19 protein-coding genes are annotated in these 18,948 nt (G+C 68.0%); 10 read left to right on the plus strand and 9 right to left on the minus strand.

Annotation, left to right across the window (positions count from 1 at the left end; genetic code table 11):
* Positions 1 to 5: 5 nt before the first annotated feature.
* Positions 6 to 665: a copper resistance protein CopC gene (locus tag SOM10_RS05280; protein WP_320488775.1), complete on the plus strand. Its 660-nt coding sequence runs from the start codon at positions 6 to 8 to the stop codon at positions 663 to 665.
* 9 nt (positions 666 to 674) lie between these two features.
* The gene (lpdA, locus tag SOM10_RS05285; RefSeq protein ID WP_053096802.1) at positions 675 to 2,072 is read left to right on the plus strand and encodes a dihydrolipoyl dehydrogenase; all 1,398 of its coding nucleotides are present in this window, start codon (positions 675 to 677) and stop codon (positions 2,070 to 2,072) included.
* Positions 2,073 to 2,128: 56 nt separating this feature from the next.
* On the opposite strand, the gene SOM10_RS05290 is transcribed toward lpdA, so the two are convergent.
* The 5 genes from SOM10_RS05290 to SOM10_RS05310 are packed head-to-tail and all read right to left on the minus strand — an operon-like array spanning position 2,129 to position 5,412.
* A complete protein-coding gene (locus tag SOM10_RS05290) occupies positions 2,129 to 2,848 on the minus strand; it encodes a methyltransferase domain-containing protein (protein WP_320488778.1) in 720 nt (239 codons plus the stop codon).
* Positions 2,845 to 3,999, minus strand: a complete 1,155-nt coding sequence (locus SOM10_RS05295; protein ID WP_222839260.1) for a type III polyketide synthase — start codon at positions 3,997 to 3,999, stop codon at positions 2,845 to 2,847. The genes SOM10_RS05290 and SOM10_RS05295 overlap by 4 nt, the downstream gene beginning before the upstream one ends.
* A 54-nt stretch (positions 4,000 to 4,053) precedes the next feature.
* A complete protein-coding gene (locus SOM10_RS05300; RefSeq protein WP_056278975.1) occupies positions 4,054 to 4,698 on the minus strand; it encodes a CYTH domain-containing protein in 645 nt (214 codons plus the stop codon).
* Positions 4,691 to 4,903, minus strand: coding sequence for a hypothetical protein (locus tag SOM10_RS05305; protein ID WP_042538484.1), 213 nt, complete (start codon positions 4,901 to 4,903; stop codon positions 4,691 to 4,693). The genes SOM10_RS05300 and SOM10_RS05305 overlap by 8 nt, the downstream gene beginning before the upstream one ends.
* A 38-nt stretch (positions 4,904 to 4,941) precedes the next feature.
* On the minus strand, positions 4,942 to 5,412 hold the full coding sequence (locus SOM10_RS05310; protein ID WP_187249834.1) for a prepilin peptidase: 471 nt from the start codon (positions 5,410 to 5,412) through the stop codon (positions 4,942 to 4,944).
* Positions 5,413 to 5,544: 132 nt separating this feature from the next.
* Between SOM10_RS05310 and SOM10_RS05315 the strand changes: the two genes are divergently transcribed.
* The 3 genes from SOM10_RS05315 to SOM10_RS05325 are packed head-to-tail and all read left to right on the plus strand — an operon-like array spanning position 5,545 to position 11,341.
* Positions 5,545 to 6,342 (plus strand): hypothetical protein, encoded by a 798-nt coding sequence (locus tag SOM10_RS05315; RefSeq protein WP_056278977.1) that lies wholly within the window; start codon positions 5,545 to 5,547, stop codon positions 6,340 to 6,342.
* Positions 6,339 to 7,880 carry a DNA polymerase Y family protein gene (locus SOM10_RS05320; RefSeq protein WP_320488782.1) on the plus strand — a complete coding sequence of 514 codons (1,542 nt, stop codon included), beginning with the start codon at positions 6,339 to 6,341 and terminating at the stop codon, positions 7,878 to 7,880. The genes SOM10_RS05315 and SOM10_RS05320 overlap by 4 nt, the downstream gene beginning before the upstream one ends.
* The gene (locus SOM10_RS05325; RefSeq protein WP_320488784.1) at positions 7,880 to 11,341 is read left to right on the plus strand and encodes an error-prone DNA polymerase; all 3,462 of its coding nucleotides are present in this window, start codon (positions 7,880 to 7,882) and stop codon (positions 11,339 to 11,341) included. The genes SOM10_RS05320 and SOM10_RS05325 overlap by 1 nt, the downstream gene beginning before the upstream one ends.
* A 5-nt stretch (positions 11,342 to 11,346) precedes the next feature.
* On the opposite strand, the gene SOM10_RS05330 is transcribed toward SOM10_RS05325, so the two are convergent.
* Complete coding sequence (locus SOM10_RS05330) at positions 11,347 to 11,736, minus strand: hypothetical protein (RefSeq protein WP_053096818.1); 390 nt, start codon at positions 11,734 to 11,736, stop codon at positions 11,347 to 11,349.
* 424 nt (positions 11,737 to 12,160) lie between these two features.
* On the opposite strand from SOM10_RS05330, the gene SOM10_RS05335 reads away from it, so the two are divergent.
* Positions 12,161 to 13,024: a DUF72 domain-containing protein gene (locus tag SOM10_RS05335; protein WP_320488786.1), complete on the plus strand. Its 864-nt coding sequence runs from the start codon at positions 12,161 to 12,163 to the stop codon at positions 13,022 to 13,024.
* Between the two features lie 30 nt (positions 13,025 to 13,054).
* On the opposite strand, the gene SOM10_RS05340 is transcribed toward SOM10_RS05335, so the two are convergent.
* Positions 13,055 to 13,657, minus strand: a complete 603-nt coding sequence (locus SOM10_RS05340) for a TetR/AcrR family transcriptional regulator (protein ID WP_072591474.1) — start codon at positions 13,655 to 13,657, stop codon at positions 13,055 to 13,057.
* Positions 13,658 to 13,835: 178 nt separating this feature from the next.
* On the opposite strand from SOM10_RS05340, the gene SOM10_RS05345 reads away from it, so the two are divergent.
* The 4 genes from SOM10_RS05345 (at position 13,836) to SOM10_RS05360 (ending at position 17,466) form a co-directional block, all read left to right on the plus strand.
* On the plus strand, positions 13,836 to 15,074 hold the full coding sequence (locus SOM10_RS05345; protein ID WP_187249836.1) for an MFS transporter: 1,239 nt from the start codon (positions 13,836 to 13,838) through the stop codon (positions 15,072 to 15,074).
* Positions 15,071 to 16,660 (plus strand): amidohydrolase, encoded by a 1,590-nt coding sequence (locus SOM10_RS05350; RefSeq protein WP_320488789.1) that lies wholly within the window; start codon positions 15,071 to 15,073, stop codon positions 16,658 to 16,660. The genes SOM10_RS05345 and SOM10_RS05350 overlap by 4 nt, the downstream gene beginning before the upstream one ends.
* A gap of 190 nt (positions 16,661 to 16,850) precedes the next feature.
* A complete protein-coding gene (locus SOM10_RS05355; protein ID WP_232224452.1) occupies positions 16,851 to 17,135 on the plus strand; it encodes a hypothetical protein in 285 nt (94 codons plus the stop codon).
* Positions 17,136 to 17,190: 55 nt separating this feature from the next.
* Positions 17,191 to 17,466, plus strand: coding sequence for a hypothetical protein (locus SOM10_RS05360; RefSeq protein ID WP_320488791.1), 276 nt, complete (start codon positions 17,191 to 17,193; stop codon positions 17,464 to 17,466).
* A gap of 80 nt (positions 17,467 to 17,546) precedes the next feature.
* Here the strand turns inward: SOM10_RS05360 and SOM10_RS05365 are convergent, their stop codons facing one another.
* Both SOM10_RS05365 and SOM10_RS05370 read right to left on the minus strand, forming a co-directional pair.
* A complete protein-coding gene (locus tag SOM10_RS05365; RefSeq protein WP_198032317.1) occupies positions 17,547 to 17,714 on the minus strand; it encodes a hypothetical protein in 168 nt (55 codons plus the stop codon).
* 799 nt (positions 17,715 to 18,513) lie between these two features.
* Positions 18,514 to 18,747 carry a hypothetical protein gene (locus SOM10_RS05370; RefSeq protein ID WP_320488795.1) on the minus strand — a complete coding sequence of 78 codons (234 nt, stop codon included), beginning with the start codon at positions 18,745 to 18,747 and terminating at the stop codon, positions 18,514 to 18,516.
* Between the last annotated feature and the right edge of the window lie 201 nt (positions 18,748 to 18,948).

Below are 18,948 nucleotides of genomic sequence, written 5' to 3' on the forward strand. Positions count from 1 at the left end.
AGCACGTGAAAACCACAGCCCGTCGCCTCCCCGCAGCTCCGATCGCCCTTGCGGCCGCCCTCCTGACCGCATTCCTCGTGCTGTTCGCACCTCTCTCCGCCTCAGCCCACGACAGCCTGCTCGCCTCCTCCCCTGAGGCCGACAGCACGGTCGACACGCTTCCCACCGCATTGACACTCACCTTCAGCGCGAAGCTCATCGATGAGACCGGCGCGACCGAGGTCGTCGTGACGGATCCGTCCGGCAACTCGGTCACCGACGGAGCCGCCACGGTCGAGGGGGCGATCGTCACTCAGCCGCTCGCCGCCGAGGCCCCAGCCGGCGTCTATCACGTGATCTGGAAGGTCGTGTCGAGCGACGGCCATCCGACCTCGGGAGAGTTCGACTTCACGGTCACGAACAGCACGGAGGCCGCGCCCACCTCGGAGCCCGGCTCCGAGCCCACTGCCAGTGCCACCGCAGCACCCGAGCCGGCTGCGACCGCGGGCCCCGGGACGGACGCCACCCCGGCCCCCGAGAGCGACGACTCAGCGGCGCCGATGACGATGATCTGGGTGCTCTCGATCGTCGGCGTCCTCGTGCTCGTCGGCATCGTCGTCTGGCTCGTCGTCCGCGGTCGTCGCGACCCGGCATCCGCCGATTCCGACCTCTCCTCGGAGCGATAGGCTTAAGGCATGCCACATTACGATGTCGTCATCCTCGGTGCAGGTCCTGGCGGATACGTCGCTGCGGTTCGCAGCGCGCAGCTCGGTCTGTCCACCGCCATCATCGAAGAGAAGTACTGGGGCGGTGTGTGCCTCAACGTGGGCTGCATCCCCTCCAAGGCTCTTCTGAAGAACGCGGAGCTCGCGCACACGCTCAACCACAAGGCCGACTTCTTCGGCATCTCGGGTGAGTTCACGATCGACTACGGCAAGGCGTTCGACCGCAGCCGCGTCGTCGCCGACGGTCGCGTCAAGGGCATCCACTTCCTGATGAAGAAGAACAAGGTGACCGAGTACGACGGTCGCGGCACCTTCACTGGCCCGAAGGCGATCTCGGTCGCGAAGTCCGACGGCTCGACCGAAGAGGTCACCTTCGACAACGCGATCATCGCCACGGGCTCGAAGGTCCGACTTCTTCCGGGCGTCCAGCTCAGCGACAACGTCGTGACGTACGAAGAGCAGATCCTCTCGCGTGAGCTGCCGAAGTCCATCGTCATCGTGGGCGCCGGCGCCATCGGCATGGAGTTCGCGTACGTGATGACGAACTACGGCGTCAAGGTCACCATCATCGAGTTCCTCGACCGTGCCCTCCCCAACGAGGATGCCGACGTGTCGAAGGAGATCGCCAAGCAGTACAAGAACTACGGCGTCGACATCCTGACCTCCACCAAGGTCGAGTCCGTCGTGGACAACGGCTCGTCCGTCACCGTCTCCTACACCGGCAAGGACGGTCAGCAGAGTTCGATCGAGGCCGACAAGGTGCTCATGTCGGTCGGCTTCGCCCCCAACATCGAGGGCTTCGGTCTCGAGGCCACCGGCGTGAAGCTCACCGAGCGCGGCGCGATCGACATCGACGACCACATGCGCACGAACGTCGAGGGCATCTACGCGATCGGCGACGTCACCGCCAAGCTGCAGCTCGCCCATGTGGCCGAGGCGCAGGGGGTCGTGGCCGCAGAGACCATCGGCGGCGCGGAGACCCAGACGCTGGGCGACTACCGCATGATGCCGCGCGCGACGTTCTGCTCGCCGCAGGTCGCCTCGTTCGGTCTCACCGAGCAGCAGGCGAAGGACGAGGGACGCGAGATCAAGGTCGCGACGTTCCCGTTCATGGCCAACGGCAAGGCGCACGGACTCGGCGAGCCCGTCGGATTCGTCAAGCTGATCGCCGACGCCGAGCACCTCGAGCTCATCGGCGCCCACATGATCGGCCCCGACGTGTCGGAGCTCCTGCCCGAGCTGACGCTGGCCCAGAAGTGGGACCTCACGGCCCTCGAGCTGGCTCGCAACGTGCACACGCACCCGACGCTCTCGGAGGCGCTGCAGGAGGGCTTCCACGGCCTCGCAGGTCACATGATCAACTTCTGATCACCGCGATCGACTCTAAGGCCCGGCACGCTCACGCGTGGCCGGGCCTTCGTGCGTCATGAGACCGCGTCGGCTCGCCTGCGCAGCTCCAGCCGGGAGGGGAGTCCGAAGTGCACGGTCCACCCGGACGGCACGAGCGCGGCGAGTTCTCCCCTCGTGTACGAGCGACGGATGCTGATGAGGCCGTCCTCTCGGATGAACGAGCCCCGGAACAGCGTGCCCGCGAGGACCCACGTCGCGACGTCGTACAACACGTAGGCCAGTCGAGTGCGGGCGATGTCGCGGTGCACCACGACACCGCCGCTGCCGACGAGCGCCTCGGAGTCGCGCAGCAGGCCGTAGAGCTGCGCCCCGGTGAGGTGGTGCAGCACGTGATTCGAGAAGACCACGTCGAACTGCTCGCCCTCCTCCACGAGGTCTGACGAGAAGGCGCAGCGATATGCGATGCCGGCCCCTCCATCGTGCTCCGCCGCCCAGCGGATCGCCCGCTCGTCGGCGTCCAGCGCCGTGATCTCCACCTCGAGACCCGCTCGCCGCGCTCGCGCCGCGATCATCCGGCATACGTCTCCGCCACCCGCGCCGATGTCGAGGATGCGGATCGGGCCGCGGCGGGCGCGCGGCAGGATGTCCTGGCGATAGAGCAGTCGAGGTCGGGAGACGAGCGCGTTCACGAGACGGAAGCGCCGGTAGGTGCGCTCCAGCATCCCGATGTCCGCGTGCGGGTCGTCCATGAGCTCGCGCGCCTCGGTGGCGCGTGTCGAGAGGTCGTGTCTCACGAGATGCCGGTGGTGACCGTCATCAGTGCGCTCTCGGCGGTCAGCCCAGGGCCGAAGGCCATCGCGGCGACGCGCGACCCGTCCCTCGCGCCGTCGTCGAGGATCCGCTTGATGACGAAGAGCACAGTGGCGCTCGACATGTTGCCGTTCTCGCGCAGCGTCTCCCGGGCCGGGAAGAGCTGATCGTCGCTGAGATTCAGTCGCTCCTGCACGCGGTCGAGGATGCTGCGTCCACCGGGGTGGATGGCCCAGTGCTCCACCCGCTCCCCCACGCGCCCCTCGTCGAACGCGGCTGCGAGCTCGCCCTCACGCGCGTACAGCGGACGGATCGCCCCGATGATGGTCTCCCCGATGATCTGCGGCACCTTCGTCGACAGGATCATCTCGAAGCCGTGGTCGCCGATGGTCCAGGCCATGTCCTTCTCGCCCTCCGCGGCTATCGCCGTGTGGAAGCCGTCGAGACGCACCGCAGGAACAGGAGTGGCGAGGTCGCGTGCGGTGACGATGCCGGCAGCCGCCCCGTCGGCGAAGAGCGAGTTGGCGACGATGAGATCCGGGTCCTCCGACGAGCGAAGGTGCACGGTGCACAGCTCGACGCTGACCACGAGCACCACGGCCGTGGGGTCGGCTGCGCAGAACTGGCTCGCCGCACGGAGCGCCGGCAGCGAGGCGTAGCAGCCCATGAATCCGAGGTGATAGCGCTGCACGCTGTCGGACAGCCCCAGCCCGCGCACGATCTCGTACTCGGGGCCCGGCGCGTGGAAGCCCGTGCAGGATGCGGTGATGACGTGCGTGACGTCTGCGGCGACGATGTCGGGGTCTGCATCCAAGGCGCTGCGCGCCACCTCCACGAAGAGACGCGACGCCTCGCGCGTATAGAGGTCGTTGCGGGCTGCGGTGCCCGGCGACTGCAGGCGGCCCGTCTCACGGTCGAAGAACATCTTGTCGTCCGTGCCGGCCGCGGGCGAGAGCTCTCGGATGACGGTGTGGCGGGTGTCGATGCCCGAGCCGTTGAACGACGCCCCGATGATCCGCTGGGCGAGGCGTCCGACATCGGGCTGCGAGGCGAAGATGTCGCGCACCTCGTGCTGCTCGATGACGGTGTCGGGAACGATCGTCCGCAATGAGCGGAGCACGGCAGCGCGGGTCATGTCTGTCACTCAAGCATGACCGCGCGCCAGCACGGAAGGGGCTTGCATCGGGCGTCAGAAACCCAGAGCACGCGCGAGCTTCGAGCCGGATGACGCGTCGCGACCCCCGGCATCGGAGACGACCCGCTCCACGGCGTCGAAGAGGGCTGCTCGCCCCGCCGCATCGGCAGGCGCGGCGGGGCCGAGCTCGAACTCCCACTCCCGCCATTCCCGCTGCACGTCGTGTCGGAGATCGGTCGCGCGAACGCGGTCATCGACGAACTCGGCGACGACTCCGGCCGTCCCGGTGAGCAGGTACGCCGTGCGGGTGTTCTCGATCCGCGCGAGGGGTGTGAGCGGCGCCGTCGCCCATCGCGAGATGGTCTCGGTCACGGCATCCGGGATGCTGTCGTCTTCGCCCAGGGGCCAGCCGATCTCGAGGCGACCGTCACCTTCTCGCGGTCCCTTGATGTGCCATCCGGCATCGGGGCCGCCGGTGCGGCGACGAAGGGCTACCCCTGCACGGGAGAGCCGAGCATCGACGGTGTCGAAGTAGCGAGCGTCGAGCTCGCGCACCTCTCCGGACGACACGGCATCCACTCCGGGGATCCCCACCCACACCGGAAGGGGCGTGGAGTCATCGACGTCGTACTTGCGCTCGACCTCGACGACCCTGGAGGGCTCGGAGCCAGACGGCGACTCGCTGGGGTGCTCAGTCATCCGACGGGCTGATGTCCTCGAGGGATTCGTCGTACCAGTAGTCGATCTCGGTGGGACCGTCGGTGTCGCCGGTGTTCTGCGCGTCACCGCGCCGGTTGTACACCACCTGGGTCTCGCTGTAGGGGACGATCAGCTTGTCGTCCGCGTCGCCGAGAGGAATGATCTGCCCGTCGAGCGGGCCGCCGTGAAGTCGTGCGAGTGCCATGTCCTCACCCTATCGCCGACGGCACCCTGCACGGCGCCTCACTCCATCAGGATGCCGAGGAGCGCGCCGATGATCATCCACGGTCCGAAGGCGATCCGCGTGGAGCCGTCCGCCCTGCGGAGCATCATCAGCGAGAGGGAGAACACGGCGCCGAGCACGAAGGCGGATGCTGCTCCCACGGCGAGCGCCTGCCAGCTGTGCCATCCGAGGACCAGACCGATGACGGCGGCGAGCTTGACATCGCCTCCGCCCATGCCGTCCCGGCTGAGCAGACGGAGCGTCGCGTAGAAGCCGCCGAGGATCAGCAACCCGGATACGGCCCTGATCAACGGGGCGCTCTGGCCGACCGTGATGGCGTCGACGACTCCGAGCACGATGAGCGCCGCGAGGGTGGGGAGCACGATCCGGTTCGGCAGCCGATGCGTGCGGATGTCGACGGCGACGAGTCGGCAGGCGATCGCGAACAGGGCCAGATGAACGGTCACGACGGCCACAGTACGGAGATCCATGCCCGCAGGTTAGGAGAACTCGGACGGCGGCGATGACCGCGTGTGGATAACGTCACGCCGCGATGTCGGAGGTTCGAACTATCGTCATCTACTCCAGTTGCTTTATTAGTACATATCTTCGAGGATGGATTCATGGGGATCGGGCTCGATGCGGTGACCGCGCTCTCTCCGGCTGGCGACTCCCGCGCCGGAGAGGTTCTTCGGCTGCGCCGGGAGATCAGCCGCATGCAGCGCAGACGCAGCGAGCACCCGCTTCTCCCTCTCGATCCGGCCTTCTCCTCGCTGCTCCCCGAAGAGGGGCTGCAGACGGGGGCGACATACACCGTCTCTCCCTCCCCCAGTCTCGTCCTCGCACTGCTCGCCGCGGCCTCGGGCAAGGGCCACTGGTGCGCGGTCGTGGGCATGCCCACACTGGGTGTCGAAGCCGCAGCGGCGTTCGGAATCGCGCTTCCTCGCCTGATCCTCGTCCCCGAACCAGGAGACCGCTGGCTCGCCGTGGCCTCTGCGCTCGCCGAGGTGGTTCCGCTGATCGCCGTGCAGCCCGGAGGGAGGGCCCGCGATGCGGATGTGTCCCGACTGAGCGCACGACTGCGAGACCGCGGGAGCACCCTGCTCGTCACCGAGTCCGCGGAGTCCGGCGCCTGGCCGCAGAGCGAGGGGTCCATCCGGCTGCACGACCAGCACTGGCTCGGCATCGGCGAGGGGTGGGGGCTCATCGAAGGCTCCACGGCGACGGTGTCGGCGCGGACGAGGCACAGTCCGCTGACGTCGAGCGTGCGCGTGCGTCTTCCCGGCTCCCACGGCGCAGTGGAAGAGCTGCCGGCGGAGCACGTCGCCACCGAGACCATGGCCGAGATCACAGGGCTGACCGGCCTGCGCGGCGGCGAGGCCGCTCCGCTCGAGTACCCGCGTCTGGCGGTGGCCGGATGACCGCCGCTCCACTTCGCGTCCTCGTCCTGTGGCTTCCCGATTGGCCGCTGAGAGCAGTTCTCGGCGGGCCACCGCCTCATCCGCCGACCGCTCTGGTGCATGCGAACACCGTCGTGGCGTGCACCGCATCGGCGAGGGAGCACGGCGTGCGCGCCGGCCAACGTCGCCGCGTCGCTCAGGGCCATATCTCTTCACTGCGCGTGATGCCCCACGACCCCGCCCGCGACGAGAGAGCGTTCCTCCCCGTGCTGCAACTCATCGAGAAGCACGCGCCCGGTGCGGCACTGCTGCGTCCAGGGCTGGCGGCGGTGCGGGCACGGGGCATCGCGCGCTATCACGACGGCGAGGCCGAGGCGGGGCGTGCCCTGATCGACATCCTCACCGACGCCGGGTTCCCCGAGGTGCGCGTGGGCATCGCCGACGGCCCCTTCACCGCCGAGCTCGCCGCGCGAGGGAGCGCACCGTGCACCGTCGTACCTGCAGGCCTCGCGAAGGACTTCCTCGCCCCACTCCCGGTGAACGTTCTGAGAGACGAGCAGCTCACCGGTCTGCTCGTCCGGCTCGGTGTGCGCACGCTCGGCGACTTCGCGGCCCTCGACGAGATCGAGGTGCGCGATCGCTTCGGCGAGCGCGGCGCGCGTCTGCACGCCCTCGCCGCCGGCGCCGATTCCCGCGCGGTGGTGGCACGACCTCCTGACCCCGAGCTCGTTCGCTCCATCGAGTTCGACTCGCCACTCGCCGGAGCCGATCAGGTGGCCTTCGCCGTGCGGCAGACGGCCGATGCGGTCATGCTCGCCCTCGGTGAGGCCTCGGTGGTGTGCACCGAGGTCCGCATCGACCTCACCGACGACGACGGCAAGGTGTTCTCGCGCCCCTGGCTGCATCCCACCTGCTTCGATGCCGCTGATCTCGTCGACCGGGTGCGCTGGCAGCTCGAAGCACTGGGAGCCGAATCCGCGAAGGAGCCGGTCGATGAGGCTCGTGCCTTCGGCGGAATCTCTCTGGTGCGGATCGTCCCCGTGGCGGTCGACGATGCCGCCCATCACCAGCCCGGCCTCTTCGGGTCCGGCACTGATGAACGCCTGCATCACGCCATCTCGCGCGTGCAGACGATGCTCGGCCACGAGGGCGTCGTCACCGCTGCCCTCTCCGGCGGGCGCTGGCTCGCCGATCGTCAGGTGCTCACTCCGTGGGGCGAACGCGCCGTCGCCCCCAGAGACCCAGCGCAGCCCTGGCCGGGGAGCCTTCCCGACCCTCTCCCCGCCGAGGTGTTCCGCCCTCCTCGCCCCATCGGAGTGCTCTCCCCTGACGGCGAGACAGTCCTCGTCGACGAACGGGGTGCGCTCTCGGCGGCGCCCGCTCGCATCGACGGCGACGACGTTCAGGCGTGGGCCGGTCCGTGGCCGATCCATGAACGCCGATGGGAGGACTCCGGCGGCAAGAGAGGGCACCGCCTGCAGATCGTCGACGATCATGATCGGGCCTGGCTCGTCTTCTGCACCGGAGGCCGGTGGTGGGCTGAGGGGAGGTACCGCTGATGGGCTGGCACAACCCTCCCCTGTCCTGGAACGAGCTGGAGCGCACTCTCAGCGGCGAGGAATCGCCCTACCCGACGGGAGGCATCCCGCCCGGCAGCCGACCCGACCCCGGCCCCGTCAGCACCAAGCGCACACGGAACCCACCGACGTCCGTCAGCAGGCCAGAGGACGCCGTCCCGTACGCCGAGCTGCATGCGCATTCGTCCTATTCCTTCCTCGACGGCGCCTCCTCACCGGAGGACCTGCTCGCCGAGGCCGAGCGTCTCGGACTCACTGCACTGGCGCTCACCGACCACGACGGCTTCTACGGTGCTGCCCGCTTCGCCGAGGTCGCAGAGCTGATGGATGTGAGCGTCCAGACCGTGTTCGGCGCAGAGCTCTCGCTCGGCCTCGACGCACCGCAGCGGGGCGCCCCCGATCCCGTCGGCGACCATCTGCTGGTGCTCGCCGACGGGCTGGAGGGCTACCACCGTCTCTCCGGCGCGATGACGGCCGCCCACCTGCGCGGTGGCGAGAAGGGGCGCCCCGTCTACGACCTCGAGGAGCTGGCAGCCGCCTCAGACGGGCACTGGACGATCCTCACCGGATGCCGGAAGGGCGGGGTCCGCCGTGGCCTAGAGGCGGGAGATGCTCAGACGCCGCTGCGCCGACTGGTGGATCTGTTCGGCCAGGATCACGTCGCCGTCGAGCTCTTTGACCACGGCGACCCGCTGGACACACGACGCAACGACGCTCTCGCCGATCTCGCCAGACGGATGCGACTGCCGGTGGTGGCGACGAACAACGTGCACTATGCAGCGCCCGAGCGTGCATCACTGGCCGAAGCGGTCGCCGCCGTGCGCGCCGTGCGCAGCATGGACGAGCTCGACGGGTGGCTTCCGACTCACGGAGGAGCGCATCTGCGCAGCGGCGCGGAGATGGCAGCGCGCTTCCGGCGCCACCCCGGTGCGATCTCCTACGGCCTCGAACTCGCCGCAGCGTCGGCCTTCTCCCTCCGCCGTGCACGACCTGCCCTCCCGAAGCAGGAGGTCCCTGACGGACACACGCCGATGAGCTGGCTGCGCCACCTGGTGTGGGATGCCGTGCCGACGAAGTATCCGCGCCTGGATGCCGACGGCCGTCGCAGGATCGGACGCGAGCTCGATGTGATCGAGGAGAAGGACTTCCCCGGCTACTTCCTCATCGTGCACGGCATCGTCGCCGAGGCGCGCCGTCGCGGCATCCTGTGCCAGGGGCGCGGCTCGGCCGCGGCGAGCGCCGTCTGCTATCTGCTCGGCATCACCGCCGTCGACCCGATCCTCTACCGTCTGCCCTTCGAGCGCTTCCTCGCGACGACCCGACAGGAAGAACCGGACATCGATGTCGATTTCGACTCCGATCGCCGTGAGGAGATCATCCAGTGGGTGTACCGCGAGTACGGACGCGAACGTGCGGCACAGGTGGCGAACGTCATCCAGTACCGTCCGAAGAACGCGGTGCGCGACATGGCGAGAGCTCTCGGCTACTCTCCGGGACAGCAGGATGCCTGGTCCAGGCAGGTCGATGGGTGGAGCGCCGGACTCGAGGTGGCCGACGAGCACGACATCCCGGCGAACGTGCTCGACTACGCGGGCGAACTGCTGAAGGCTCCCCGGCATCTCGGCATCCACTCCGGCGGCATGGTGCTCACCGCGCGTCCTGTCGGCGAGGTCGTTCCCGTCGAGCATGCACGCATGGAGAACCGCACGGTGATCCAGTGGGACAAAGACGACGCGGCCTGGATGGGGCTGGTGAAGTTCGATCTCCTCGGGCTCGGGATGCTGGCTGCGCTCCAGCACTGCTTCGACCTGATCCACGACGCCACGGGTGAGCGGTGGACGCTCGAGACCCTTCCGAAAGAAGAGCCGGCCGTCTACGACATGCTCTGCCGCGCCGACTCGATCGGGGTGTTCCAGGTCGAATCCCGTGCGCAGATCGGCCTTCTCCCCCGCCTGCAGCCTCGGGCCTTCTACGACCTCGCCATCCAGATCGCGCTGATCCGCCCCGGGCCCATCCAGGGCGGGGCCGTACATCCCTTCGTCCGCCGCAAGATGGCGAAGGATGCGCTCGACGAGGAGAATCTCGCCAGAGCCGCCCGTGGCGAAGAGCCCGTGGTGCTCGAGATCCCGTATCCGCACGATGACCTCAAGCCGATCCTCGAGCGGACACTGGGCATCCCGATCTTCCAGGAGCAGCTGATCCAGATGGCGACGGCCATCGGCGACTGCACCGCCGACGAGGCCGATCTGCTCAGACGCGCGATGGGGTCCAAGCGCGGGCTCGAGAAGATCGACAAGGTGCGAGACAAGCTCTACGCGGGGATGACCAGACGCGGACTCTCCGCCGAGCAGTCGGATCGCATCTACGCGCAGATCCAGGCCTTCGCGAACTTCGGATTCGCAGAGTCCCACTCGTTGTCCTTCGCGCTCCTGGTCTATGCGAGCTCCTGGCTCAAGCTGCACTATCCCGCGGCGTTCCTCGCGGGGCTCCTCCGGTCGCAGCCGATGGGCTTCTACTCCGCGTCGACACTCACCGCGGATGCACGACGACACGGGGTCGAGGTGCGTCGACCCGATCTGCACGCCTCGGGGGCCACCGAGACTCTCGAACCCCTCGAGGGCTCACCGCTGCGGATGCCGACGGGGCGGGACACCTGCAGCGACCCTCTGCAGCCCCGGGTACCGCGCTTCGATCGCTCCTCTCCGGACGAATCGGCGGCACACCGTCGAGATGGCGCCTATGCGGTGCGCATGGGTCTCAGCGGTGTGCGCGGCATCGGCACTCAACTGGCGGAGAAGATCGTCGCCGAGCGCGAGGCAGCCGGACCTTTCCGCGATCTGAACGATCTGGTGAGGCGCACGGATGCCACCGCTGCGCAGCTGGAGTCCCTGGCGACCGCCGGCGCGTTCGAGTGCCTCGGCCTCCAGCGCAGAGAGGCGATCTGGCTGTCCGGGGCAGCCGCTGAAGACCGATCCCGGTTCCTTCCCGGCACGACGATCGCCGTGCAACCGCCGCTGTTCAGCGATCAGTCCAGCTATGAGCGGCTCTCCGCAGATCTCTGGGCGACCGGCGTCTCGACCGACGACCATCCGATGGCGCATTTCCGCGGGCTCCTGCGCGAACGGGGCGTGCTCACCTCAGCAGATCTGCAGAGCCACGAGACGGGGCGACGCATCGAGGTCGCCGGTCTTGTGACCCACCGTCAACGTCCGGCGACCGCAGCCGGTGTCACCTTCCTCAACCTCGAGGATGAGACCGGTCTCGTCAACGTCATCTGCTCGACTGGGGTGTGGGGTCGTTACCACCGGGTGGCGCGCGATTCTCCTGCGCTGATCATCCGCGGCATCCTCGAGCGTTCAGCGGAGGGCGTCGTGAACGTCCTCGCCGACGCGTTCGAAGATCTCCGAACGGGGGTGACGCATCGTTCGAGGGACTTCCGGTGAGCGGCTCACCAGAAGCGTTCGGGCTCAGGCTCGGGGACGCGGTCTCCGCCGCCCCAGCGATCGGCTTCAGCCTTCGCGGCGTCGACCGCCGCATCCGCCCCGTTCAGAGCAGCCCTGGCGCTCGTCGCCCCTGATCCGTCCCTGTCGGCGTCGACGGTGAGAGTCGTCTGCGAGGAGTGGCCGCCGATGGTCACGGTGCAGTCGACGACACGGCCGAGCCACCGGAGGAACTCACCCCGCGGCTCTTCGACGCGGCGATACCGGATGCCCGTGTCGAGGTCTCTGACCGACAGGATCAGCGACTCTCCGGTCAGCTCGTCGATGCGCTCCGTCACCTCGACGCGGTGCCCGTGGGCGATGGCGAGGTGCGCGTTCAGCACGAGCTTTCTGTCCATGAACCCACTCTATGAGTGCACGTTCTCGCGGCAAGCCCCAGTCTTGGAAGAAACATTCGTAGATTTCTTTGTCCCCCAAATGGCGGACAGAGCTATTAAGCGATATTCTGCAAGGAGTAGCGGGGGCTACCGGCTGAACATCTGGGGATATCAGTCGAGAGAGCAGCGAAAATCTTCGCCGCCTCCCCTACCGTCCGGGAAGGACGGTGAGCCCTCTCGAGTGATCCAAATGGGGTTGGACGACTCGAGAGGGCAACCAGTCCTCGCACCACGCGCGATCCTCGTCTTCACGTACAGCCGAGCGAGAGAGCACGCCGCTACCAACGTGGCCCACGGGCGTCAACCCCGCTCCCCATCTGCGGCATCGCACCTATCGTCGCCTCACGCCGCCCGAATCACGGCGGCAGCGGAGGAGGATCAGTCGATGACCGCCGCACGCGCTGCGCAGGTGAGGATAGGCGTGTCGGGCTGGCGGTACGCGAGCTGGCGCGGTGACTTCTATCCCCGGGGTCTGCCTCAACGCCGGGAGCTCGAGCACATCGGACAGCACTTCCCCACCGTCGAGCTCAACGGATCGTTCTACTCGCTGCAACGCCCGGATAGCTACCGTCGCTGGCGCAGCGAGGTGCCGGACGACTTTAGCTTCGCCATCAAGGGATCCCGCTATGTGACGCACATGCTGCGGCTCCGCGACACGGAACAGGCACTCGCCAACTTCTTCGCCTCCGGCATCCTCGCCCTCGGAACCCAACTCGGACCGATCCTCTGGCAGCTGCCGGAGCGTGAGAAGTTCGACGCCGAGGTCCTGGAACGATTCCTCGATTCACTCCCCCGCACGACGGGCGATGCTCAGAAGCTGGCGATGACGCACGATTCGCGTCTCGACGGACGAGCCTGGACGGAGCTCGAGAGCGACCAGCCGATCCGTTACGCGATCGAGCCGAGGTCGCAGACATTCGACGATCCTGAGGCACTGCGCATCTTCAGTCACCACGGCGCTTCGCTCGTCATCGCCGACACCGCCGGCAGATGGCCACGTTTCGACGCACTGACGAGCGAGGTCGTCTATGTCCGGCTTCATGGCGCACAGATGCTCTATCACAGCGCCTACACCGCCGCCGAGCTCGACGAATGGGCCGACCTGCTCTGCGCCTGGTCGGACGGCACGGGCGCCGGCGACGGCCGACCGCGCGACGTGTACGTCTACTTCGACAACGACGCGCGCGGGCACGCACCGCACGATGCGGCAGCGCTTCAGGCGCTCGTCACCGCACGCACCGGATCCTGAGCAGCCACCGCCGCTCCACCGGCTCCCGGGTCATCGGGTGAGGCGAGCACGGAGCGAATCGACCAGCAACCCGACGCCGAGTTCGAAGGTCCGATCCGCGCGGGCTGTCCCGCGCTCGGCGCCCTCCATCACGCGCCCGAGCGTCCGCGTCCCCTCCCCGGGCTCCCAGACCTCGTCCGGCGATGCCAGATCGAGGCCGAAGCCGATCGCGAACGCGTCGATGATCGCGATCACCGTGAGCACCTCGTCCTCGGGGAAACCGCCGTCGACGAGAGCGGTCGCCAGGTCGTCGTAGGCGGCGATGACCGCCGGATGAGTGATCGTCTTGCCGATCAGCAGCGGTACGAGCTGCGGGTGATCGGCATACATCTGGCGCTGCTGTCTGAGCAGATCGACCAGGAAGTCGTCCCACTGCTTCTCCTCGGGCCTCACCCGGTAGTCCTCGACCAGACGGCCGCGCATCAGCTCGATGATGCCGTCCATGCCGTCGACATGGTTGTACAGCGAAGAGGGCCGGACACCGAGCCTGCGCGCGATCGCGTTCACCCCGAACGGCTCTCCGGCCCTCGACAGCGCGAGGCCTGCCGCGCCGATGATGTCGGGGGACAGCAGGGGGCTCGACGGCCTGGGCATCGCATCCTCGCTCTCTGTGACGGGCGACGAAGAAATCTCTTCCCTCCGGCATCCCTCCTGTGCATAATAGTGAACACCATTCGTTGACGAACACCATTCGTTTATGAGATCCGCGCCCCACCCGATGCGCGTCGTCATCACCTCGCGCACACCGCCGTGCCCTCTCAGTGGGAGAACCATGACCGCCATCGACCTCAGCACCCGGGTTCCGCTCCGGTTGCCCACCGCCACCGCCACGTTCGCGATCGGAATCGCCGGCTATCTGGGCGTGAACCTGTCGCCCTACATGATCACCGCCGCTCAGACGGGTCTCGGCATGGACGTGCTCGCGGCCAGCTGGCTCGTCACCGCGACTCTTCTGCTCACGGCTGTCACCGGGCTGGCCATCGCCCCCCTCTGCGCCGGCAGTCACCGGCGGGTCGTAGCCAGAACCGGACTCGCCATCGCCGCGGTCGGCTTCGCCACCGCCGCTGCGGTCCCCGCTCTCATCCTTCCGGGGCTGCTCGTCGGCGGTGCGGGAGCCGGTGGGGCCGTCGCCGCCTCGGGCGCCGCTCTCGCCGCGTTCCGCAACCCCGACAGGGTCGCCGGATTCAACGGTCTCGCGAATCGCGGCGTGATCACGATCGTGCTGGCCGTGATCCCCCTCATCGGGCTCGCCCCGATCGATGTCTTCGGGGCGCTGGCGCTCTTCAGCATCGTGGGCCTGCTCGTCTCGGCCTGGTTGCCCGCGGCGCCTGTGCTCGACCCACAGGCCGGCGCCGCGGTCGCCGAGGCGATGCCGATCGATGTGCCACCGACCGGCACGGTGCGGCTCTCCCCCGCGCGCTCGCGTACTGTCACCATCGCCGGTTTCGGCCTTCTCGTCGTGTTCGCCCTGTGGGCGGCGAGTGAGGACTCGCTCTGGGCCATGGCAGGCATCATGGGTGCTGAGCAGACCGGGCTGACCCCCGAAGGCCTGGGCCTCGCGCTCAGCGGCGCGACGGCGGGCGGCTTGATCGGATCTGTGCTGCTCATGGTCGTCGGATCTCGGCTCGGAAGAGCACTGCCGCTCGCGGTGCTGCTGGTGGCCGGAGGCGTCCTGAAGATCGTCGAGGGGTTCACCTCAGATCCGACCGCGTTCATCATCGTGTTCATCGCGTGGAACACCGTCTACGCGATCGCCTTCATGTACTTCGTCTCGACCTCAGCCGCCCTCGATGCCGACGGCCGCTGGTCGGGCCCCCTCCTGGCCGTCTACCTCGTCGGCTCGGCACTCACACCGGTGATCGGTGCGGCATTGGTCGGCGTGCTCGGCTTCGAGGGATTCGCCGTCGCACTGGGTATCGCCAGCTTCGTTCTCGCCGTGCCCGCAAGCGCGATCGCCCTGCTCTCGACACGCCTCGAGCGTGCCGCCGCCCACGAGGAGACGCTCCGATGACCCGCACCCTGTATCGCAACGCCCGGTTCTTCACGGCCGACGACACCGCCTGGGCCGACGCAGTCGTCGTCGACGGCGCGGAGTTCGTCTTCGTGGGGACCGAATCCGACGCCCTTTCCTCGGACTCGGTGGTCGATCTCGAGGGACGGGTCGTCCTTCCCGGCTTCATCGACGCGCACACGCACCTGCTCATGATGGGCGAGGCGCTCGGTCAGATCGGTCTCACCGATGCCGGGTCGCTCGACGAGATCCAGCGCAGAGTGACAGCGGCACGCGAGACCTCTGCCGGCGTCGTCCGCGGACGCGGATGGCTCTTCGATGCGATCCCCGGCGGCGCGCCGACGGCGGCGATGATCGACGCCGTCGTCGCTGACGTCCCCGTCTACCTCGATGCGAACGACTACCACTCGTGCTGGGTGAACTCCGCGGCGCTCGGCGAGCTCGGCATCACCCGCGACACCCCTGACCCGATCGGCGGTCGGATCGAGAGGGATGCCGACGGCGAGCCGACCGGGATGCTCTACGAGACGGCCGCGCAGCAGTTCGCGTGGGCGCACCGCGATGCCACCACCACCGACGAGCAGCGGGATGCGGCGGTGCAGCGCGTCGTCGAGGCGTACCTCGCGGCCGGTGTGACCGGCGCCGTCGACATGGCGTTCGACGCGCTCGCGCTCGAAGCGCTCGAGCGCGCGGAACGACGTGGCGCGCTGCCGTTGCGGATCGCCGCCCACTGGTTCGTCGCCAACACGGGTGACGATGCCCAGAACCTGGCTCAGGTCGCCGAGGCGGCCGAGCGTGCCGGCGCCGACTCCGGAACCGTTCGCGTGATCGGGATCAAGCTCGTGCTCGACGGCACGATCGACGCGTGCACGGCGGCGATGCGCGCACCGTATGCGGATGGCTCCCACGCCGCGCCGATCTGGCCCGCTGATCGGCTGCTCCCTGTGGTGGCGGCCGCGGATGCCGCCGGACTGCAGGTCGCGCTGCATGCCATCGGCGACGAGGCGAGCGCCCTCGCGCTGGATGCCATCGAGCACGCCATCACCGTCAATGGCGATCGCCCCCGTCGCCACCGGATCGAGCATCTCGAGTACGCAGCACCCGGCACGGCCGAGCGCATGGCACGGCTCGGCGTGACGGCCTCCATGCAGCCGGTCCACGCCGACCCCGCCATCTTCGCCAACTGGGCAGCACAGCTGGGCGACGACCGGGCGGATCGGGCCTTCGCGTGGCCCGAGTATGAGGATGCCGGTGCACTGCTCGCCTTCTCAACCGACGCCCCCACCGCACCGCACGCGGCGCTCGCGAACATGTACGTCGCCACAACGCGGGCGTCCGCTCTCGACCCGGATGTGCCGGCGGTGCATCCGCAGTTCGCTCTTCCCCTCGAACGCGCGGTCATGCATGCGACTCGTGACGCGGCGCTCTCGATCGGAGATGGCGACTGGCGGGGCCGGATCGCGGTGGGCCAGGTCGCAGACTTCGCCGTGCTCGACGTCGATCCGTTCTCGGAGGGCAGCGCGTCTCTGCTCACAGCGCGAGTCCTGCGCACCGTGATCGCCGGGAAGACCGCGCACGAAGCCTGAGGCGCGCTGTCCGCCGCATCCCTCACGGCTCACTTGAGCGATATACCGGTGAGTTCTTATAATTCTGGTGAACTCTGGCGGGCAGAGGGCGCCCGTCGACCAGGCGGTGGTGTCTTCCCGCCCGGGCGCGGAGCGCTCCCTCTGTCAGCCGATGGTGACAACGACTGATTGGAGTGTTGAGATGTCCGCGATGCCCGATCCGAGGTTCGAGCTCCGAAGGGTCACGGAAACCGAGTGGCTGATCGTCGACCACAGGTACGAGCCGCACGATGCGCGCCAGACTGTCGCCTGCATCTATCAGGTCGACGCCGTCGAGGTCGATGTGCTCTGGCTGCGCAACCTTCCCCTGGCGAGCTCGTACATGTCGGCGGAAGAGGTGCTCAGCGACCTGCAGCGGTTCCACAACCCGCCGAGCCGATCGACGTCGCCGGTCACGATCCCGCACCTTCCTCCGCTCGCGACGACGGTCAGTTGATGCGCTGCGCGGAGCGGTACGTCGAATCCCAAGGGCCGCGCCATAGGCTGGCCTGATGCTCATCGCTCTGATTCGTCCCATCGAGACCAGCACTGCAGACGTCATCGGCACGACGCTGGCCGAGGTGCTCGTCGAGCTCGAACAGCACCGCAAGCCGGGCTTCTATCTGACGTCGGCGCCCGTGCGGATGCTGAAGGGCGAAGCGAAGATGGAGGCGACGGGCACGTTCACCCGTATCGACGGCGTGCGCGAGATCGAGGCCGACGACATGGCGTCGCTCGAGGCGAAGGTGCCCGAGGGGTGGCGCATGCTGACGGTGCGCACGGCCTAGGTGCAGCGACCCGCCGACGACGAAGACCCCCACAGGACTCAGTGCCGGTGGGGGTCTTCTCTGTGTGGACGTCGTCGAGGTCAGCCGCCGGACGGGTTCTCGAGGGGCGCACCGTCTTCGTCGGTGGTCTCGTCCTCGATGATCTCGTCGGTGCTCTTCGACGACGACTCCTCGGGCGCACCGCCCGAGGCGGTGTCCGCCTCTTCGTCGCCACCGGGAGTTCCGTGCGTGTTCTGCAGATCGCTCATTGCATCTCCTCTGTCGGTTGAGGCGACGGTATGCGGTCGACCACGCACACGAGGAGGGGGTTGACGTGAGGAGGAATCGGACGGAAGGACGACGGATCGCACAGCGGAGGGACTCTCTCTCCGGATCACGAGTGATCATGTGAAGGAAGAGTCCCTCGACCGGAGCGACCCCGCCGGGGTCCCCAGACCGTGGTCGGGGCAGGCTCTCGAGCGAAGGATACGCCCGATAGGAGCCACGTCATATGGCGTGGTGGACGACGGCGTGCGGGCGTACGCTGTTCTGCACGAAACGCGATGGGCCTCGGCATCTCGATGCCGCCGCACATGAACGGAGATCCGACGACCGCCGTTCACACGATCGGACTGAGGCGCGTCCGCAACCACTAGATACAGCGCTGCATTGGGGTTACGTTGGCCGTGGCCACACAGACGCGGCCCCGAGCCGGTGGAGTTCCCCAGCGAAGCCGGCTAGGTGTCCCGATAGGTACCCCAGGGCCGGTCGGGGCACCGTACTGCCCGCCCCAATGCCTGTGGCCGCCTCCTCGCACGTGAAGTCTTGACGCCGCCGGATTCCGGTCCACGACGAGCGAGCCCCACAATCGGCAGCGCGAATGAGTGCAGACAAATCGACCGGGTCCGCCGTCGCCGGGAACTCGGCATCAGCATCGAGCGTCTCCTGTTCATGGCGGACGACGCCGATTCTTCCGGTCACCGCCAGTTCTACGGAATTGGCGGCAGGCCCGGAATCATCAGTTGACGGAGAGACCGCCTCCCCCGCATCGACATTCGTCACTTCTGGTCACCTGCCCATGCCCCGACTGACAGCCTCTTGCGAAGTCGCGACTCGTTCGGGCGTCATGGGCAACTCATACGGGACAACTTCCTCCAGCCGCGACGCGAGGTCCGTCAGCGCCTGCTTGACTGCCTTGTGCTCTGACGGAACTTCGTCGAAGTCGACAGTCTCCAGCCAGTCCATCAGCACGATCGCGTCCTCAGTCCAGAGTGCGATCTCCACGGTTGGGTATGTCCTCATGCGGGGAGGCTATCGCGCCAGCGCGGCGCGCGTTCTTCTCGCGCTCGTACTTGATCGCGCGACGCATGATCGGCACGAAGGCGAAGGCACACATCGCCCAGAAGCCGAGCCCCCGACGAACGGCATTGGCTCACCGATAACGATGCCCACCACGACGGCGATCCCGCCGAATACTGCGGACATGACGACATTCACGATCGA

The sequence above is a fragment of the Microbacterium sp. CFBP9023 genome (assembly GCF_034045055.1).
Classification (GTDB): domain Bacteria; phylum Actinomycetota; class Actinomycetes; order Actinomycetales; family Microbacteriaceae; genus Microbacterium.

What these genes read in the sequence shown, in the direction of transcription:
- SOM10_RS05325 (WP_320488784.1), top strand. Translation starts at nt 7,880, where the DNA reads ATGGGCTGGCACAACCCTCCCCTGTCCTGGAACGAGCTGGAGCGCACT.
- SOM10_RS05355 (WP_232224452.1), top strand. Translation starts at nt 16,851, where the DNA reads ATGCCCGATCCGAGGTTCGAGCTCCGAAGGGTCACGGAAACCGAGTGG.
- SOM10_RS05345 (WP_187249836.1), top strand. Translation starts at nt 13,836, where the DNA reads ATGACCGCCATCGACCTCAGCACCCGGGTTCCGCTCCGGTTGCCCACC.
- SOM10_RS05335 (WP_320488786.1), top strand. Translation starts at nt 12,161, where the DNA reads ATGACCGCCGCACGCGCTGCGCAGGTGAGGATAGGCGTGTCGGGCTGG.
- SOM10_RS05365 (WP_198032317.1), bottom strand. Translation starts at nt 17,714, where the DNA reads ATGAGCGATCTGCAGAACACGCACGGAACTCCCGGTGGCGACGAAGAG.
- SOM10_RS05300 (WP_056278975.1), bottom strand. Translation starts at nt 4,698, where the DNA reads ATGACTGAGCACCCCAGCGAGTCGCCGTCTGGCTCCGAGCCCTCCAGG.
- SOM10_RS05370 (WP_320488795.1), bottom strand. Translation starts at nt 18,747, where the DNA reads ATGAGGACATACCCAACCGTGGAGATCGCACTCTGGACTGAGGACGCG.
- SOM10_RS05320 (WP_320488782.1), top strand. Translation starts at nt 6,339, where the DNA reads ATGACCGCCGCTCCACTTCGCGTCCTCGTCCTGTGGCTTCCCGATTGG.
- SOM10_RS05330 (WP_053096818.1), bottom strand. Translation starts at nt 11,736, where the DNA reads ATGGACAGAAAGCTCGTGCTGAACGCGCACCTCGCCATCGCCCACGGG.
- SOM10_RS05315 (WP_056278977.1), top strand. Translation starts at nt 5,545, where the DNA reads ATGGGGATCGGGCTCGATGCGGTGACCGCGCTCTCTCCGGCTGGCGAC.
- SOM10_RS05305 (WP_042538484.1), bottom strand. Translation starts at nt 4,903, where the DNA reads ATGGCACTCGCACGACTTCACGGCGGCCCGCTCGACGGGCAGATCATT.
- SOM10_RS05295 (WP_222839260.1), bottom strand. Translation starts at nt 3,999, where the DNA reads ATGACCCGCGCTGCCGTGCTCCGCTCATTGCGGACGATCGTTCCCGAC.
- SOM10_RS05360 (WP_320488791.1), top strand. Translation starts at nt 17,191, where the DNA reads ATGCTCATCGCTCTGATTCGTCCCATCGAGACCAGCACTGCAGACGTC.
- SOM10_RS05350 (WP_320488789.1), top strand. Translation starts at nt 15,071, where the DNA reads ATGACCCGCACCCTGTATCGCAACGCCCGGTTCTTCACGGCCGACGAC.
- lpdA (WP_053096802.1), top strand. Translation starts at nt 675, where the DNA reads ATGCCACATTACGATGTCGTCATCCTCGGTGCAGGTCCTGGCGGATAC.
- SOM10_RS05310 (WP_187249834.1), bottom strand. Translation starts at nt 5,412, where the DNA reads ATGGATCTCCGTACTGTGGCCGTCGTGACCGTTCATCTGGCCCTGTTC.
- SOM10_RS05340 (WP_072591474.1), bottom strand. Translation starts at nt 13,657, where the DNA reads ATGCCCAGGCCGTCGAGCCCCCTGCTGTCCCCCGACATCATCGGCGCG.